The 17,260-nt window shown below is 43.4% G+C and carries 16 protein-coding genes; 2 read left to right on the top strand and 14 right to left on the bottom strand.

Annotation, left to right across the window (positions count from 1 at the left end; translation table 11 throughout):
• Positions 1-10: 10 nt before the first annotated feature.
• The 5 genes from L6773_RS08220 to ric form a co-directional block, all read right to left on the bottom strand.
• Complete coding sequence (locus tag L6773_RS08220; protein ID WP_237853392.1) at positions 11-586, bottom strand: hypothetical protein; 576 nt, start codon at positions 584-586, stop codon at positions 11-13.
• Positions 587-671: 85 nt separating this feature from the next.
• The gene (nosZ, locus tag L6773_RS08215; protein WP_237853391.1) at positions 672-2,651 is read right to left on the bottom strand and encodes a Sec-dependent nitrous-oxide reductase; all 1,980 of its coding nucleotides are present in this window, start codon (positions 2,649-2,651) and stop codon (positions 672-674) included.
• Between the two features lie 29 nt (positions 2,652-2,680).
• Positions 2,681-3,160, bottom strand: coding sequence for a c-type cytochrome (locus L6773_RS08210; protein WP_237853390.1), 480 nt, complete (start codon positions 3,158-3,160; stop codon positions 2,681-2,683).
• A gap of 22 nt (positions 3,161-3,182) precedes the next feature.
• Complete coding sequence (locus L6773_RS08205) at positions 3,183-3,611, bottom strand: RrF2 family transcriptional regulator (RefSeq protein WP_237853389.1); 429 nt, start codon at positions 3,609-3,611, stop codon at positions 3,183-3,185.
• 117 nt (positions 3,612-3,728) lie between these two features.
• On the bottom strand, positions 3,729-4,460 hold the full coding sequence (gene ric / locus L6773_RS08200; RefSeq protein ID WP_237853388.1) for an iron-sulfur cluster repair di-iron protein: 732 nt from the start codon (positions 4,458-4,460) through the stop codon (positions 3,729-3,731).
• A 230-nt stretch (positions 4,461-4,690) separates the two neighbouring features.
• Here ric and L6773_RS08195 point away from each other — a divergent pair, with 230 nt between their 5' ends.
• Positions 4,691-5,623, top strand: a complete 933-nt coding sequence (locus L6773_RS08195; protein WP_237853387.1) for an aldo/keto reductase — start codon at positions 4,691-4,693, stop codon at positions 5,621-5,623.
• 26 nt (positions 5,624-5,649) lie between these two features.
• Here L6773_RS08195 and L6773_RS21465 read toward each other — a convergent pair whose 3' ends face one another.
• The 9 genes from L6773_RS21465 to L6773_RS08160 all read right to left on the bottom strand — a co-directional run bounded on the left by L6773_RS21465 (position 5,650) and on the right by L6773_RS08160 (position 14,903).
• Positions 5,650-5,784, bottom strand: coding sequence for a hypothetical protein (locus L6773_RS21465; RefSeq protein WP_255727724.1), 135 nt, complete (start codon positions 5,782-5,784; stop codon positions 5,650-5,652).
• Positions 5,781-6,005: a ferredoxin gene (locus tag L6773_RS08190; protein WP_237853386.1), complete on the bottom strand. Its 225-nt coding sequence runs from the start codon at positions 6,003-6,005 to the stop codon at positions 5,781-5,783. Before L6773_RS08190 ends, L6773_RS21465 begins: the two co-directional genes overlap by 4 nt.
• Complete coding sequence (locus L6773_RS08185) at positions 6,002-7,279, bottom strand: peptidase U32 family protein (protein WP_237853385.1); 1,278 nt, start codon at positions 7,277-7,279, stop codon at positions 6,002-6,004. Before L6773_RS08185 ends, L6773_RS08190 begins: the two co-directional genes overlap by 4 nt.
• A 502-nt stretch (positions 7,280-7,781) precedes the next feature.
• Complete coding sequence (locus tag L6773_RS08180) at positions 7,782-8,093, bottom strand: hypothetical protein (protein ID WP_237853384.1); 312 nt, start codon at positions 8,091-8,093, stop codon at positions 7,782-7,784.
• Between the two features lie 85 nt (positions 8,094-8,178).
• A complete protein-coding gene (locus L6773_RS08175; protein WP_237853383.1) occupies positions 8,179-11,400 on the bottom strand; it encodes an efflux RND transporter permease subunit in 3,222 nt (1,073 codons plus the stop codon).
• Between the two features lie 63 nt (positions 11,401-11,463).
• A complete protein-coding gene (locus L6773_RS08170) occupies positions 11,464-12,561 on the bottom strand; it encodes an efflux RND transporter periplasmic adaptor subunit (RefSeq protein ID WP_237853382.1) in 1,098 nt (365 codons plus the stop codon).
• A gap of 19 nt (positions 12,562-12,580) precedes the next feature.
• Positions 12,581-13,900, bottom strand: coding sequence for a TolC family protein (locus L6773_RS08165; protein ID WP_237853381.1), 1,320 nt, complete (start codon positions 13,898-13,900; stop codon positions 12,581-12,583).
• Positions 13,901-13,999: 99 nt separating this feature from the next.
• The gene (locus tag L6773_RS21720) at positions 14,000-14,200 is read right to left on the bottom strand and encodes a YgaP family membrane protein (RefSeq protein ID WP_369431548.1); all 201 of its coding nucleotides are present in this window, start codon (positions 14,198-14,200) and stop codon (positions 14,000-14,002) included.
• Between the two features lie 34 nt (positions 14,201-14,234).
• Positions 14,235-14,903, bottom strand: a complete 669-nt coding sequence (locus tag L6773_RS08160) for a metalloregulator ArsR/SmtB family transcription factor (protein ID WP_237853380.1) — start codon at positions 14,901-14,903, stop codon at positions 14,235-14,237.
• Positions 14,904-15,207: 304 nt separating this feature from the next.
• Between L6773_RS08160 and L6773_RS08155 the strand changes: the two genes are divergently transcribed.
• Entirely contained in the window at positions 15,208-17,016 is a 1,809-nt protein-coding gene (locus L6773_RS08155; RefSeq protein WP_237853379.1) for a hypothetical protein, read from the top strand.
• Positions 17,017-17,260: the final 244 nt, after the last annotated feature.

Raw genomic sequence — 17,260 nt, 5'->3', positions numbered from 1 at the left:
TGCTTTTTGTTTATTTAGTGTCGGGCTTGCTTCTCCAGTAGACATATGTTGCCAGGCCCATGCTTAGAAGAGAAACATAAAATCCAAAGCCGGGAAGAGATGTCGCATTGATATTCAGCAACTGTTTAGACCCGATGAGCGGTGGCTGGTAGGTCATACCCGGAATTTTAATAGCTGCATTGGGATCAAGATTGTGTCCGTAGTCATATCCCCAGAGATAAAAGTCTACAAGGCCGGCAATTGCCAGGAGTATAAACAGAATGATCCAGAATAAGAGTGCTGTTCGATTGCCCCAAACTGCAATTCCAAGGCCGGAAACTATTAAGAATCCGAAGATCCATGGCATAATTTTTAACTCAGGAATAGATTCGGGGGTAATCGGTTTCATACCGATATAGTGATTCAGCCCGTTTATGTTTTGTAAATCCTGCTTTGACTTCCCTTCAATCTTGTTGATGGATATCTCCATTCCGATTCCCTCCGGGTATTGCGGGGCTTCCATATCAATCGTCCAAATAGGAGTGATGAAAACAAATCCGAGCAGGAGGGCAGCTATCGCCATGATATATTTTCCAGTCTTTTTCATGAGAATCCTCTCTCTTATTAACATTCGGTGAATAGAGAGGGGTCGATCAAAACCCCTCTCAAAGTTGATAATTTACTCATGCGGTTTAGTCGCCAGTTCCATAGGAAATTGGCACATCAGATCCGCTTGGGGATACCCGTACATAACCCTGCATCTCTTGGTGAAGAGCTGAGCAAAAGTCTGTACAGTAGAACGGGAATACCCCCACTTTTTTCGGTTCCCAGGTTAAGGTTCTGGTCTCACCCGGCATAACTAATAACTCGGCATTTTGAGCACCCAGCATGGCAAAACCATGAGGTACATCCCAGTCCTGCTCGAGATTGGTTACGTGGAAGTACACTTTATCTCCCACTTGTATGCCTTCAATATTATCCGGTGCAAAGTGGCTTCGGATAGTCGTCATATAAACATGTACTTCATTACCTTCGCGCACGACTCGTGTATCCGCTTCACTTTTCACAGCGTCGGGGTGATTGTTCTCTTCAAGAGGGTAGAACCTTACCTGCCGTTCTTTCACAATATCGGCAGCAATTCCCTGGGCGTAATGAGGTTCACCGTCTGTAGGAAAGTCGAGCAACAGTTCCATTTTATCTCCCGAAATGTCGATCAGTTGAGCCGAGTGGAACAGCTCAGGTCCTGTTGGCAGGTAGCGGTCTTTGGTAATTTTGTTTAATGCTACCAGGTATTTTCCTGCGGGCTGACGACTATCTCCGCCGGGAATCATCAGGTGACCCGGTGAGTAGTAAGTATCGATCCGATCGACAACCTCAAACGTTTCCAGGCTCCATTTTACAATTTCGGAGGAGATAAAAGCAGTTGTATAAGCATAACCGTTTCCGTCGAACTCGGTGTGAAGTGTACCGATACCGGCATTTTCAACCTCAGCCTGAATAACAGAATCGTAATTCAGAACCGGAATTCCATCAACTTCGCCTTCAAAGTCTTCGTTTTCAATGGCCTGGATCATCTTTTCAAATGAATGAACCGGTAGAACAGAAGACAGCTTTCCGCCGCCTACAATGTATCGTCCGGAAGGATCTACATCCACACCATGTGGTGATTTCGGCGTAGGCAGATAGTAGATGATGCCCGGGTTTTCTGTGGGATCAAGAACAGTAACGGTTTCAATCAGCTCAGATTTTGCCCTGTGTTCATCATGATCTATGTAATTGCGGTAGTGCTCAGCCGGAATTTCACGTCCCTCGCCGTTGGCAACCAACTCTGCCGCTCTTCGCCAGTTTACGGCGGCAATAAAGTCTTTGTCGTTCCTGGAAGCATTCACTTCAAGCAGGGTATGGGCTTCTTCTGTGTTATAGCTGGTAAAAAACGCCCAATCTTCAGACGGGCCTTTGCCGGCATGAGACAGATCGTAGTTGAATCCCGGTACCAAAATCTGGAAGTCGATACTCATTTCACCCTCTTCACCGATTTTGATGAAAGAAAGGGTTCCTTTGAAGTTTTCGGCATAGGAGGAGATCGCTACATCCTCATTTTCAAGAGTATTTTCATCCATAGGTACACTGAATCGTGTAGCTGCTGATATGTATTCGGTATTTACCGTTACGAATGGGGAGGCATGGTTTCCGGCGGCATTCGGAATTTCGATAATTTCAGCCGTTTGAAAATTACCGAGATCTATACGAGCCACACGTGGAGTGTTATTCGCATTGATAAATACCCAGCGTCCGTCGGGAACACCATCTGTTTGTGAAAGTTCCGGGTGGTGGGCATCATCCCAGGGAATAAACCCGTGGGTTGTTTGAAGCATCGGTTTGGTCTCTTCGGAGTATCCATATCCGCTTACCGGTGCCTGAGAAAATACAGGTATGGTATAGAGGTGTCGTCCGGAGGGGAGACCATAGGTCGTTAACTGACCGCTATAACCACCTGAGAACAGCCCGTAAAACTCGTCGTGCTCTCCGGGAGCTACATATACTTTTTGAGCGGCGTCACTGGAACCTGCTAAATTTTGCTGTGAAGGGCATCCATAGAGTGTAATTCCCAGCACAGCTATCAACGGTATGGACCACCACAAAAGTCGTTTGTTTTGTTTTTTTGTTTGCATGGTATTAGTTGTTTAGTGAATGAGTAAGGTTAAGGTTGTTTTTCTTGTTCGTTTTCATCCTCGAGTGTTCTGAAGTATTCAACAATGGCTCTTGCTTGCTCAACTGTCACATTTTGATAGGGCATTGGAGCCATATATTCTTGCATCATTTTTATACCTTCGGGGTGTTTCTTGGTCATCTCGTCTGGATTCATGATCATATTCATGATATACGTTGGTGATCGACGATCGAGAATATTTTTCGATGCAGGACCGATATATCGTTCATTAGGTTTATGGCAAGCAGTACATTTTGCTTCAAAGACTTCCTTGCCTTGTGCTGCGAGATCGGGATCGAGTTCTCCCAGCTCTACAACCTCGTTAACCGGCCCAATTCCGTGTTCAAGCTCAAATTCAGTCAGTCCCTGTTCATTATCAGCTGATTCTTGTTCTGATGATCCTCCTCCACAGGCAGTAAAAACCGACACTGCAAGAGCCAGTAGGATGATTTGAATTTTTCTGTAATTCATAGTATTCATGTTTAAGAGTATTTTATCTGTTACTAATAAAAATTTTTTTATCTCTCTCTGCCAATTCATGAAGGGTGAGAGTATCAACTGCTTTCTCAATTTTTCCTTTTAATTCTCGCCAATCTTCATGAAAAGGGCAGGCCTCATGATTCTGAAAAATCGGAAGGCCAAGTGCACATTCAGGAATTGTAAAATTTTCCTCAAGGCAATCAATAATCTCCCGGATCGTAATATTCGAAGCATCTTTTGCAAGTTTAACTCCTCCATTCGGCCCCTTGTAAGATTCCAGGATATCTGAGTTTGTGAGTCTCTGCAATACTTTTGTCAAAAAATGGAATGATATTTCAAGTTCATTGCTGATTTCCCGAATGGTTACAAACCCATCTTCCTGCCTGCCGGCAAGCAGAACTGAAGCGCGAAGACCATATATGCATGAGTATGAAAGTGACATAAGAAGATTAAAGACTACTTTATCTTAATATATGATAGTTTTGCTGAGTAAGTCAAAATTATTTTTGGATACGTTTGTCTTAAATTTTAAAGTTGTGAGATAATTCCTGCCTGTTTTTTAAGCAACATTAGCTAGGAAATTCTCCGCTTTTCTAAACAGAATATTGTTCTCCAGGTGAACGTGTTTGTGCAGATCTTCTTCAAATCCCGCAAGGTTTTGGTAGAGAATTCGGTAAGTTGCACAAGCATCTTCCGGAGTTTGAAAATCGTTACTCAGTGTACGAATTCCGGCCATTATATTGCCGGCCTCTTCACGATCTTCGACCATATTCTCAATTTCAAGTCTCAGGGATTCCAAGTCTCCTTGGGATGGATTGGTCCCGTTATTAATATCCTGTTCAATTTGTTTAATCAGTGGAAAAACTCTCTTCTCTTCGGCCTCAAGATGCTCAATTAGTTCATGACTTAATTCCACAAACATTTTATAAATAGAAACGTTTTCGGGATAATGTTCACCATGAACACCGGCAACTTTTTTTGCATATGCACTAATCTCATCAGTTTTCTTCCGAACAAATTTGTGGTGAGTACTAATGATATAGTCAATTAAAAAGGCAGGCGACCAATCACTGTAGTTGAGTTCGTGTTGTTTAGATTTTCTAAAAAGTGGTTTCAGCTGCTCAGTCACAGTGTGTATCCGGATCCCTTTCTTGTCACATGCATCGGCCAATCGGTCCCCTCCGCCACAGCAAAAGTCAATTCCAAATTCTCTGAATACGCCTGCAGTGTGATAATTTTTTGCAACTATATCTCCAATTCGTTTCTCTTTTAATGATTCAATTTGATTCATAATGTTTTTATAAAATTTGATGGTTATACGATTCGATTCAATAAGTATGATGGGGGAAGAAGTTAGAAAGATTTATATTAAGACAAAAGTGTCTTTTATATTTCTTTATGCATCGCAGTAAATGTGAACAAGCAAGTAATTGAATGGAATAGCGGATTTGATATTTCTCTTAACTTTTTTATTACCTAATTTAAATGATAGATAGAGAAAATAAGATGAGAGAGGTGATTATGAGTAAGAGATTAGATCGAAGAACTTTTCTAAAGAACAGTTTGATTGCCGCAACCGGAATCGGACTCGCAAGTACAGCAAATAAAGATCTGTTTGCCAAATCTGCCGCATGGCTCTCGGATCCTGAAAACAACCCAATGCCAAAACAGCCGTTGGGAAATACTGGGTATGATGTAGGCATTTACAGTCTCGGTGGCCAGGGCGCTCTTGAGGTTCCGGGTACCTTTGATAAATCCGTTGCGATCATCAACCGGGCTCTTGACCTGGGTGTCAACTATATCGATACAGCAGCGTATTACGGATCCGGTTCCAGTGAGATGTACATTGGTGAGGTTATGAAGACGCGGCGTGATGAAGTCTTCCTGGCAACGAAAAGCCACGATTACACCTATGACGGCACGATGAGATTAATAGAGGAGAGCCTTCGCCGCCTGAATACAGATCACCTGGATCTCTACCAGCATCACTACATGTTCCAGGAACGATATGACAGGCTTCTTAAAAAAGACAGTGCACGACATGCATTTGAAGAGCTGAAGGAAGAGGGTGTGATTCGAAATATCGGTGTAACCGGGCACTCGGCACGGATATTATCAGATGCGATTGAAAATTATGACTATGATTGTGTTTTGATCCCGTTGAATGCGGCCGGGTCCATTTTACAGGATGATGGAAACCTCGATCGATTTTTCGGGCTTACTTCCGAGAAAAATATGGGAGTTATCGCAATGAAGGTGTTTGGAGGCGGCGGACTCATCGGCCGCGGATTGACGCCTAAACAGCTTCTCTATTACACAATGAGTCAGCCGGTGTCAACGACCATCGTGGGTATCTCGCAGATGGAACATCTTGAAGAGAATGTGCGCAATGCCAAACAATTCAAGCCATTGACCGATGAGGATATCATGGAATTAAAGGCAGTTGTTCAGTGAACAATTTGACAGTCAAGAGATAATAATTACTCTAACTCGTACCGAAGGTCTCCTTCGGTACGTCCTGAGAATTCGGAAAGATCCGCTTCTTCTACTCGTTCGAATGTGATTTTCGTCTCGAGCGGAGCGTTGGAACGAGTAAGTTTGGATAAGAAAATCACCCCTCAACACGGATCACATCCACGGGACAAACATCTGCGGCTTTTTCGTTTTGGTCTCGTTCATGTTCGCCAAAATCAGCCCTGTAAACCTGTCCCTTTTTCTTGCCGCCGACCAACACGCACTTACCGTCACGTTTAGACATTTGCCAGCGCTCGGGCCAAACCTCAACACAGTAATTGCAGCCGATACATTTATTCCTGTAAAAAATAATTCGCATCATGCCCTGTCTTTCCAGAGGTAAACATTGTCTCCGTCCCGGACAGGTTCATCCATTTTAATCGTGCACTCTTCACCCTTTACAGCTTTTTGAGCGGGTTTATCATCCACCCAAAGCGATTGAATTACCTGTTCTACCACACCGGTACGGTCTCCAATCACAAGAAGTGTATCTCCCTTTGAAATCTCCCTTGCTTTCATCTGTATATGCGAAACTTTCGCCTTCGGATAATAATGAATCACCTTTCCGACGAACGTTTTCTCCTTTTTGGCGGCTGACCCATAAACGGGGCTCCATTCACCCACTTTTCTGCCGAGATAGTAACCGTCCCAAAATCCCCTGTTATAAACCTGTTCCAGCTCATTTTTCCATTGCAATGCCTTTTCAGGCGTGTAGGTGCCGTTAGCAACGGAAAGGGCAGCTTCTTTATAACAGCGTGTTGCCGTTTGCACGTATTCCGGCGAGCGGCCGCGACCTTCAATTTTTAAAACGGTAGCTCCCGAATCCAGGACCTGGTCAAGAAAATCGATCGTGCAGAGATCTTTTGGAGACATGATATATTCGTTGTCAATCTCAAGCTCAATGCCTTCATCATTATCCACTTTATAAGCGTGTCGGCAGTTCTGCTTGCAGGCTCCGCGATTGGCTGATGAATTATAGGTATGTAAGCTCAAATAACATTTACCGGATACAGCCATGCACAATGCACCGTGAGCAAAAACTTCAATCTGAACTAATTCTCCGGAGGGGCCGGTAATATTTCGCTCTTTAATTCCCTCCACAATCTTTTTGACCTGTCCTAAACTGAGCTCACGGGCCAGCACCATCACATCCGCAAAATGGCTGTAGAACTCAACCATTTCAATATTGGAGATATTTGCCTGGGTCGAAATATGTACATCAACTCCCTGTTTAAAAGCATAAGAGATTGCGGCCTGGTCGGATGCGATAATCGCGGTGATTCCATGCTCTTTGACTGCATCAATGATTTTTCTCATCAAAGGCAGGTCGTGATCATACAATACGGTATTGAGAGTAAGATAGGTTTTTACGCCATGATCTTGCGCCAAAGCGGAAATCTCGGGAAGATCCTCCATGGCAAAGTTATTGGAAGCCCGTGCTCTCATGTTCAGTTGCTCAATTCCGAAGTAGATGGAATCGGCACCACCTTGCAACGCAGCATGAAATGAAGCCCGGCTGCCTGCGGGAGCCATAATTTCAGCATGTCGAGTTTTGAATTCCTGTTCCGGCTGATTATTTGAAGCAAATGATCTCATAAATGTTCAGGTGAAAAGAGAATTTTCAATGGGCGTAAAATAACAGTTTTAAGACAATTTTGTATGCTATTTTATTCTGATGAATGACCTTTTATAGTATCAGGTCGTGGCAGATAGCAAATAACCCGTCAGACCGCTTCATAAGGTCAGACAGGTTCTAAAACGGTTGTCTAATAAGTTTGGGACTTCTTCTCCATTTTTTAAATCTATCAGGACCTCTCTTCGATCAGATTGTGACAGGTTTTAATGATACCAACTTGTTTTGTGGTTAACATTCATCCAACAAGTGTCCCCCTTCTCCCATCGGGATCCCTGCGGGGGAAAGGGCAATGGGGGATGATTAGAAATGTTTTTTGTACAACCTTCAATATATTCGACTAAATCAATGTTCACCAAGTCATCCCCCTGCACTCCCGAACGCTTTCGGAATCGCTTTCCCCCATTCAAAGGGCGGAAAATTTAATCGATTTTAACTCAACAGCACAACATGCGTTAATACAAATCAAGCAAATGCTTCTACAGCTATCTGGTAGGCATGTAACGGATTTTCCGTGTTATCTTCCATTTTGCTGTTGAACTCATTCACATCATCCAGAATCTTTTTTACGGTGGCTTCATCCTGGAACGAAAAGAAGAGTGTGGAATAGATGCCTTTGTCCGGCTGAGAAAACCAGCTCCGGATATCGGGCTGATGATCCGCTGTTCTGAATCCATACATTTCGGTTTCGCTGTAGATCGGCACGTTGTTTTTTGTCATCATGGCACGAACTTTGTCTTCATATTCGCCCACACTGAGGATAATTAGTAACTTCATAACAGGTTGATTTGAAAGTTTAAGTCAATATTCATGCAGGCATTTCTTCAATTTCAGAATGCCTGCATGAACTAATTTTGTGGTTTTAATTCGTGATAATATCTGATGTTGATTTATTTTTCTTAACCATGAAGTAGATCAATGGTACGGTGATGAGGGTCAGAGCCGTGGAGGCGATCGCACCTCCCATCAAAGAGATGGCCAGGCCCTGGAAGATAGGGTCAAAGAGAATCACGATAGCACCGATCACCACAGTTCCCGCCGTTAAAAGAATCGGCATGGTACGAACAGCTCCCGCCTCAATAACGGCATCCTGAAGATTATTTCCCTCCTTCAGGCTGATCTTGATGAAGTCGATCAGCAGCACGGAGTTTCTTACCATAATTCCCGCCAATGCAATCATTCCAATCATGGATGTGGCTGTAAAGAACGCACCTGTCAGCCAGTGACCAATCAGGATGCCGATCAATGAAAGCGGTATCGCGATCATCATGATGAAAGGCACTCCGAAATCCTGGAACCAGCCGACGATCAAGATGTAGATGATCAGTAAAACAACAGCAAATGCAATTCCCAAATCCCGGAAAACTTCCAGGGTAATTTGCCATTCTCCGTCCCATTTCACCGTAACGTCTTCACTTGTAAACGGCTGGCCGGCATATTGCTGTTCAAGTGTATAATTTGATGGTAAATTAATGCCATCAATTTGATCCTGTGCATCCAGGATTGCATAAACAGGGCTTTCAATTTCGCCGGCTACTTCTGCAGTTACATACACAACTCGACGCTGGTTCTTCCGATGGATACTTTTTTCCAGTGTTCTCTCTTCCTCAGTTACCAGGTCGGTAACAGGTACCATCGATCCCATTTGAGACTGAACATGTAGTCCTCCTAAACGTTGAACTCCGGCGCGGGATGCCTCAGGCAGTTTCATTTGAATGGGGACCAGGCTGGCCTCATTCTCATCATACAGGGAGCTTACGGGGTGCTGCCCCAAAATCATGCCTAATGATTCTGTTACTTGTTGAGGCATCACACCTGTCAGGGCAGCTTTTTCTCTCTGAACGGCAAAGCGATATTCTGTTTGATCTGCTTCCACCATCCAGTCTGTGTCTACAATGCCGGGCGTTTCTGAAAAGATGGTTTTAATATCTTCTCCTACAGAGCGCTGCATATCCAGGTTCGGGCCGTAAACTTCGGCCACTAATGTAGAAAGAACAGGTGGACCCGGAGGAACTTCTACAACTTTGACATTCGCGCCGTACTTCTCACCCACTTTTTGAACCAGCGGACGCATTCGTTTGGCAATGTCGTGGCTTTGATCCGATCTCAGGCTTTTATCTACAAGATTCACCTGTATATCGGCAACATTGGACATTTGTCTCATATCGTAGCTGCGAACCAAACCGTTAAAGTTGATGGGCGCATTTGTTCCCGAATAGACTTGATAATCATACACTTCAGGAATGTCGAGCAGAACCAGGCCCACTTCACGTGCCACGGCGTCTGTTCGCTCAAGCGTTGTTCCCTCCGGCATGTCGATAATCAGCTGTACCTCATTCTTATTGTCAAAGGGCAGCATTTTCACTTCAACTGCACGTGTGTAGAACAGAACAAGTGATGCGAGCAGAATTACGGTTGTCCCGATTAAGAATGTCCATCGCTTCCAGGTACTTTCCATCAACGGGCGCATCGTTTTTTCATACAACTTGAAAATCATGGTGTCTTCAAGTTTATAGCGTTTTCCGGAACTGCCGCCGGAATGAACTCTGACCGCACTCAGCAACCGGTATCCCAGCCACGGAGTGACGATGAGGGAAATAATCAGCGATAAAAGCATGGCTACGGTAGCTCCAATGGCGATCGGGCTCATATAGGGCCCCATCAACCCGGAAACAAAAGCCATCGGGATCACTGCAGCGATAACCGTAAATGTAGCCAGGATCGCGGGGTTCCCCACTTCGTTAATCGCGTAGATCGCGGCCTGCTTCAGCGGGAGATTTCTCATCTTAAAATGGCGGTGCATATTTTCTGCCACAATAATGGAATTATCTACCACAATACCGGTCACAAATACCAGTGCAAAGAGTGTAATCCGGTTCAGTGTATAATCATACATGAAGTAGAAAAACAGCGTAAGGGCAAATGTAATGGGAACAGAGATAAATACAACCAATGCTCCTCTCCATCCCATGGCAAGGAACACAACAAACGAGACTGATAACACAGCGACTATAAGGTGTATCAAAAGAGTATTCACTTTTTCGGTAGCTGTTTCTCCATAGTTACGTGTGGTTTCAACATGAATATTCTCCGAAATAACAGATCCATTCAATTTCTCAACCATCTTGTCAATATCCGTGGCAATAGTCATGGCATCGGCACCCTGTCGTTTGGCAACAGAAATGGTTACCGCAGAATAGGAATTTCCGGGCTGAAGGCCGCTCTGTTCTGCAGATACCGGCCCCGGAGAATAGGATACATAATTAACGGGTTCGCCCGGTCCGTCCTGAATGTCAGCAACATCCCTGAGCAGAATGGAATCACCTCCGCGGACGTCTAAAACAAGACTGCCGACATCTTCAGCACTCTTCAGAAAGCTTCCGGTTTGAACCAGGTACTCTTCGTCGTTGACGGTAAAAGAACCTGATTTAAATTCCCGGTTTGCGGCTTGAATGGTTTGTGCTACACGCAGCGGATCGATAGATAATGAAGCCATTTTCTCTTTATCGAGTACCACCTGGAGTGTGCGCGATCGTCCGCCGTGGATTTTGGTTTCGGCAACGTCTGTAATCGATTTGATCTCATTATCAAGTTCCTGTGCGATACGGCGAATTTCGTAATCGTCGTGAAAGTCGCTCCACAGTGTTAACGTTACGATGGGTACATCATTTATGGATCGCGTTTTAATGAGCGGCATGGTTACCGGCTCGGGTTTGGTGTCCATAAATTTCATGATCTCGTTGTACAGCCTAACAAGGCTCTCTTCCACATCCTGTCCAACATAAAACCTTGCGGAGACCATCGCCATTTCCGGCATGGATGTTGAGTAGACATACTCCACGCCAGAAATGTTCGACAGTATTTTTTCCAAAGGAATGGAGATCCTGTTTTCCACCTCCTGGGGTGATGCACCCGGATATCCTACAAAGATATCAGCCATCGGCACATCAATTTGAGGTTCCTCTTCACTGGGTGTAAGCCATACACCATATATTCCAATTGCTAAAAAAGCGACCATCAAAAGCAGCGTTAGCTTAGAATCGATAAACGCTTGTGCAATTTTTCCTGCAAATCCGGTTTTCATTACTTCTTATTTACTTTCAAATTCTTGTTTAATTCTATCAATCAACTGAGTCATTCAGAGTCTTTATCGAATAGTGAGTAATTGTCCCTGCCTGAGAGGTTGATCGGCAGATACCACATATTGTTCTCCCTCTGATAATCCGGTCAGGATTTCGATATTATCACCTGAAACTTCACCGGTTCGAACCCATCTTAGAACTGCTTTATTATCGTCCGTGAGCGTATATACACCGGTCAATTGCCCCCGATGAATAATAGCAGACTGCGGTATAATCAGCGCATCCCTACCGGCCAGGTTCATACTTACCTGTGCAAACATCCCGGGTTTAAGGCTTTCTGCAGCAGGAGGGTCCATAAGTTTAGCTTCAACTGCGTATTGCCGGCTAGCCGGATCGCCTGCTTCGCTGACAGCGTAGAGCTGCGCAGGTGCATTCCGGATTCCAGCTGATTCAACCGATACACTGATTGTATCACCTTCGGCAACTTTGCCAATCCATTTTTCAGGGATATTGGCTGTAATTTTGATGGATCCAGGATTTGAAACAGTAACCAGCGGATGACCGGGAGCTGCCATATCACCGGCTGAAACAAACTTGCTGCTTACAACGCCGTCAAATGGGGCACGGATAGCAGTGTATTGCAGCATTTCGTTGACCTCATTCATCCGGGCCTCCAGTGCTTCCATATTTGCTTTGGCAATCTCATACATGGTTGAGATATCATCCAGCTCTTTGGATGTTGCACTTTTTTCGGCATAGAGGTTTTTAATCCGGTTGTAATTTTTTTCGGTGTTCTCAAGATTGGCTTTTGCCTGAACCATATTGGCTTCCAGCTGACTTTTTTGGGCCAGGATTTGGTCGTCTTTAATTTGTACAAGCAGATCACCTTCACGGACATTGTCCCCCACATTAACGGGTACACGGGTCACTGTCCCCATAACAATCGTGCTCAGGTTTGCCTGATCTTCACTTTCCACCCGGCCGGGAAAATGTTGGGCTGTTGCAGAGATGGAAGATTGAGCAGCTTGAACCTCAACTTCTATTGCATTTTCCTCACTGCTTGTTTGTTCTTCTGAGCTGCAACTTGCAGCAAATATCAGTACTGTAAATAGGGATAAGATTCCCAATTGTGGTTTGAACCAAGAGATCATTTTGTTGTTCATTGTTTGATCTGTTTAATCGTTAATTATTAAAATCTTCTTCGAGTAGCATTTCCAGTGCGGCGATGCTCATGTTGTATTTATAAAGAGCCATCACGTTTTTGAGCTTGGCTTCAGCTAATTTTGTCTCGGCCTCCAGCAGGTCGGTGGTTCTCTCCATTCCTTCCTCGTACCGGTTGCTCCGGATCTCCACATTTTGAGTGGACTGATTGATCGATTCCTCTGTTAATTCAATCTCTTTTGTGGCGTGATTCAGTGACCGGACAGCCTCTCTGACACGATTTTCCTGTTCAAGGAGGTGTTGTTCCTGCATACTTTTGGCTTTCCTGTAATCTGCTCTGGCCTCCATCACTTTGCCGGCTTTGCTGAATCCCGAAAAAATATTCCATCGGAGGTTGGCGCCGATCATGTAAGATGAGGCATCAAAGTTGGCAAATTCGTTATCGTTGAATTCATAACTTCCAAAAAGATTTACCGAGGGCAGGAAACTGAAGCCGGCCGATTTCACCATTTTTTGAGCGGCACTTACCTGGTAATCGAAAGCCCGGGTTTGAGCGTTGTTGAGTTCAAAATCAGAAAGGTCAACAGGAATTTGAGGAGCGGGGACGAATTCAAGATCTTCTGTCGGCCGGATGGCAACAGAGCCTTCCAATCCAAGCATGAGTGCCAGCTGCTCCTGAACTTTTTCAATATCATTTTCTGTCTGCAGTACACGGCTCTCCATGTCCAGTTCATATACTTTTGCAGCTAAATAATCTTCTCTGCTGATCATGCCCTGGTCAAAATAATTTTCCGCTTGCCGACGGTGTTCTCCCGCAGTTTCAAGAGCTGTTTCCAGGACTTCCAACTGTCCCAGGTGTAAGACCAGGTTGAAATACTGCTGTCGAACCTGGAACCGGATATAGTTCCTCGTTCCGTCGAGCTGCTCGTTTGCAGAATTCAGTTTACTTTTTACTGCGCTCCGCTGCATAATCATGTCGGGATTAAATAGAGGTTGACGTACCTCAAACTTAGCGCTGTAATTTTCGTAAGCATCCGGGTAGTTAAGCAATGCCGGATTAAAATCCTGTTGAGAAACAACCTCCTGTTTCAGTTTAAATCCGAATACATTCAATGGATCATCCGTTGAAATAGCATTGTATTCAAATGAAAGCTGAGGCAGGAAAACCGCGTTTGTCTGCCGGTACTGGGCATGGGTTTTATCGACGTCAAAACCGGCCTGTTCAAGATTAAAATTCTGATCCAGAGCCATGTTCATTGCTTCAGACAATGACAGGTTCATCGTATCGGCATCGGAAAGGTCCGATTGTGCAGTTACCTGAAACGGGATTAGAAATATCATGAATACCAGATATAACTTCGGTACATGAGATTTAAAATGATTCATTTTATCTTATTATTTTTTAGTTACTTATGTGATTACATTCTTCAGGGAAAGGATCTAACCCCTTTTGAAACCAAGGTTGTATTTCTTGATGATAATTTCAGCAAGGCACCATCGTGTGAAAGCGGACTGTGTCATGTTGACCCCCACGAAAAGCGTAAGCAAAAACCAATAAGGGGATATAAAATATCCTAAAAGGATGCTTATAGTGATCAAGGTGCCTGCAAAAAGCCTGATTGTTCGTTCTGTTTTATTCATTCAATCCTGAGTTTATTTTTCAATTTGGTAATTTCTATTTTGCTGATTCTTCAACAGGAAGTTCTCTTGCTGCCCAGTCGGGATATCCATTTTCGAGCCGCGCGGCTTTGTATCCCTTCTGCTTCAGCATTTCAACGGCTTCATCCGCTAGCATACAGAAAGGGCCCCTGCAGTAAGCTACGATCTGTTTGTTCTTTTCGAGGTTCTTCATGTTATCATCGAGCATATCTTTTGGAAAACAGATGGCGTTGCGAATATGGCCTTTTTTGTATTCCTCCTCCGGTCGCACGTCAATAATCATAATATCTTCGGTTTCCATTTTTTTGATAAGGTCATCCGAAGAGATGGTTTGTATGCCCTCCTGGTTTCTTCGAAAATCATCGATTAAATGAGAGATTTCCGCATTTTGAGATAGCGCCAATCTTCGAAGAGAACACCAAGAATTAAACACATGACTGTTTGCCAGTTGGTAGTAACTGTATTTTCCTTTTCTTTCTGTGGCAACCAGTTTTGCATTTTTCAGTACTTGCAGATGTTGCGAAGCATTCGCTACAGACAGGTTCGTTTGATCAGCAATATATTCTACCGAACAGCTGCCCTGTGCCAGAAGGTCCAATATTTCAAGGCGGTTTGGATTACCCAGTGCCTTGGTCACATCGGCCATTTCTTTATAGATAGATTTTTTAAAACTCTTTATATCCATTGGTTTTCTTTTTTGATTCACATAATTATAAGGAGGTATTTTAAAACAATCAATAAATCAATTGAATGTTATAATGTTCGATTGAAGGTCTCTCATGTTCATAAAAATCAATAAGTAAGTAATCTTTTGATTTTTCCCGATAGAGTGATTTTCAAGGCATGAAATTGTTTTCGTTCAAACTTTTGAGCGTTTTTGGTGTGATATGGACTAACATTCCGTAAAAAATAGGTAGTAAGAGTATTTTATCTTATTTATTGTTTATATTATCCCTTGACTATATAATTATTCAAGAACCGATTTAAACATGATTCAAAATCAGCACCTCTTTCATATCCCGGTGATGGGAACGGGGCATTCCATCGATACTCCCATTCGAGTTGCTCACCTTGGCATTCATTCAGTGATCTCCATTGTAGATGATATGCTTTGTGAAAAGATTCGGAAACATTACTGCTTATCTAATGACCTTGACTACAAAAATATTTCAAACACAGTGGCTGATGGTCGGGCACTGAGAATTACTGCCTATTTAAATACAGTTGCCGAGCTTGTAAATAAAAAGTTTGAGGAGATTAAGGAGTTGCCCCTTTTCGAGAACACAGAGAAGGATCGATATTTTAGACTATTGCCGGAGAGTAACCCTTTGCGTCAGAAATATGAGGAGATCTCGGCATTGTCCAATAAGTCAATTAAAAGTGCAAAGATTCAAGAGCTTACGAAACAAATTACACCGGGCTCTATCGATGTCAACATAATGGCAAAAGTAGACGCACTGGGTACAGATAAAAATGGTGAGCCGCTGAGTAATGAATACAGTGATGCGAGTGCAGCGCTTCGCGGATACGCTAAGAGTTCTTTGTCTTCTTCATTGGTTTTATCAGCTGGTTTTAATCCACGATTGTACAGTTATCTTTCTGAATTCAAAGACTTTTATCGAGATAAGACGGGTGAGATCAAAAAGAAGATTATTCTGAAAGTCAGTGATTTCAGATCTGCTTTAATACAGGGAAAATTTTTGGCAAAAAAAGGACTTGAAGTTGCAGAATTCAGAATTGAATCCGGTTTGAATTGCGGAGGTCATGCATTTGCTTCAGATGGATACTTATTACCCGTACTGCTGAAAGAATTCCGAGAGAAAAAAAATCAACTCAAGGAAACATTTCAGCCCATGATTCAAAGCTTTTATGAAACTCAGGGATGGGAGTATCCGGAATTATCAAAAGAAGATACAACTCCGAAGATTACTGTTCAGGGTGGAATTGGAAATTTTGGGGAGATGCGTCGCCTGCTTGAAGATTACGGAATGGATGCAACAGGTTGGGGAAGTCCTTTTCTATTGGTTCCGGAAGCAACCTGTGTGGATGAATCTACACAAAAGATACTCGCGAAAGCTGAAGAAAAGGATCTATATCTAAGCAATGTTTCCCCGCTTGGCGTACCGTTTAATAATGTACGTGGTACTGGTTCTGAAAAGTATACAAAAGAACGGGTAAGAAAAGGAACACCAGGTTCAGAATGCCCGAAAGGATTTTTAGTGACGAATACAGAGTTTACAAAAGAACCGATCTGTACAGCTTCGACTGAATATGAGATGTTAAAGATCAAATCCATTAAAAGCAGTGAACTACCTGACAAGGAGAAGGAGGATCAAATTAACCGGGTAACCGAAAAAACCTGTTTGTGTGTGAATCTGGGCGCCGGTTCAATGATTCGCTTAGGGATTTTGAAACCATCATATGGGCGTCAATCCATTTGCCCGGGTCCCAATATCGCATGGTTCAACAGGGAATATACCCTGGATGAAATGGTCGATCATATAAATGGACGTGGAGAATCACTGGTGCCTAAAGAACGTCCACACATGTTTGCCAAAGAGTTGGTGATGTATGTGGATTATATCAGTGAGCTTTCAATATTGTCTGACCCGGAAGGTCCGGAATGGAAGAAATTGCTTCGTATGAGAAAAAACCTGGAAACAGGAATGGATCTCTGCCTGGAGATAGCCAATGGTAATTCCTACGAAGGGGAAAATCTCGATTCATTGAAATCTACCGTGGAGAACCAGAGAAAAAGGCTGGCAGATATTTTTGACACCGATCTGGTTGAAGCCTGAGATTATTCATCATTCAAATTTTACATTTGTAAAATGTCATAAAATGACATCAAAAATGATGAAGACATCCGAAAACGGGTGCACATATTTTATGGCAAAGTAGAAGAAGATGATCGTTTAGAATACATTTTTAATGATATTGTCGATCTAGACCGGGATGAACATCAACCAAAAAAAGTTGATTCCTGGTCAAACCTTCTTTTCCAAACCAGGCGGTATTAGGGGAAACCGTTTCGGCAGCATT

It is taken from the genome of Rhodohalobacter sulfatireducens (genome assembly GCF_022012475.1).
Taxonomy (GTDB): Bacteria; Bacteroidota; Rhodothermia; order Balneolales; family Balneolaceae; genus Rhodohalobacter; species Rhodohalobacter sulfatireducens.
The sequence above is the reverse complement of the archived record's forward strand: the minus strand, read 5'-3'. Positions and strand labels throughout refer to the sequence as shown.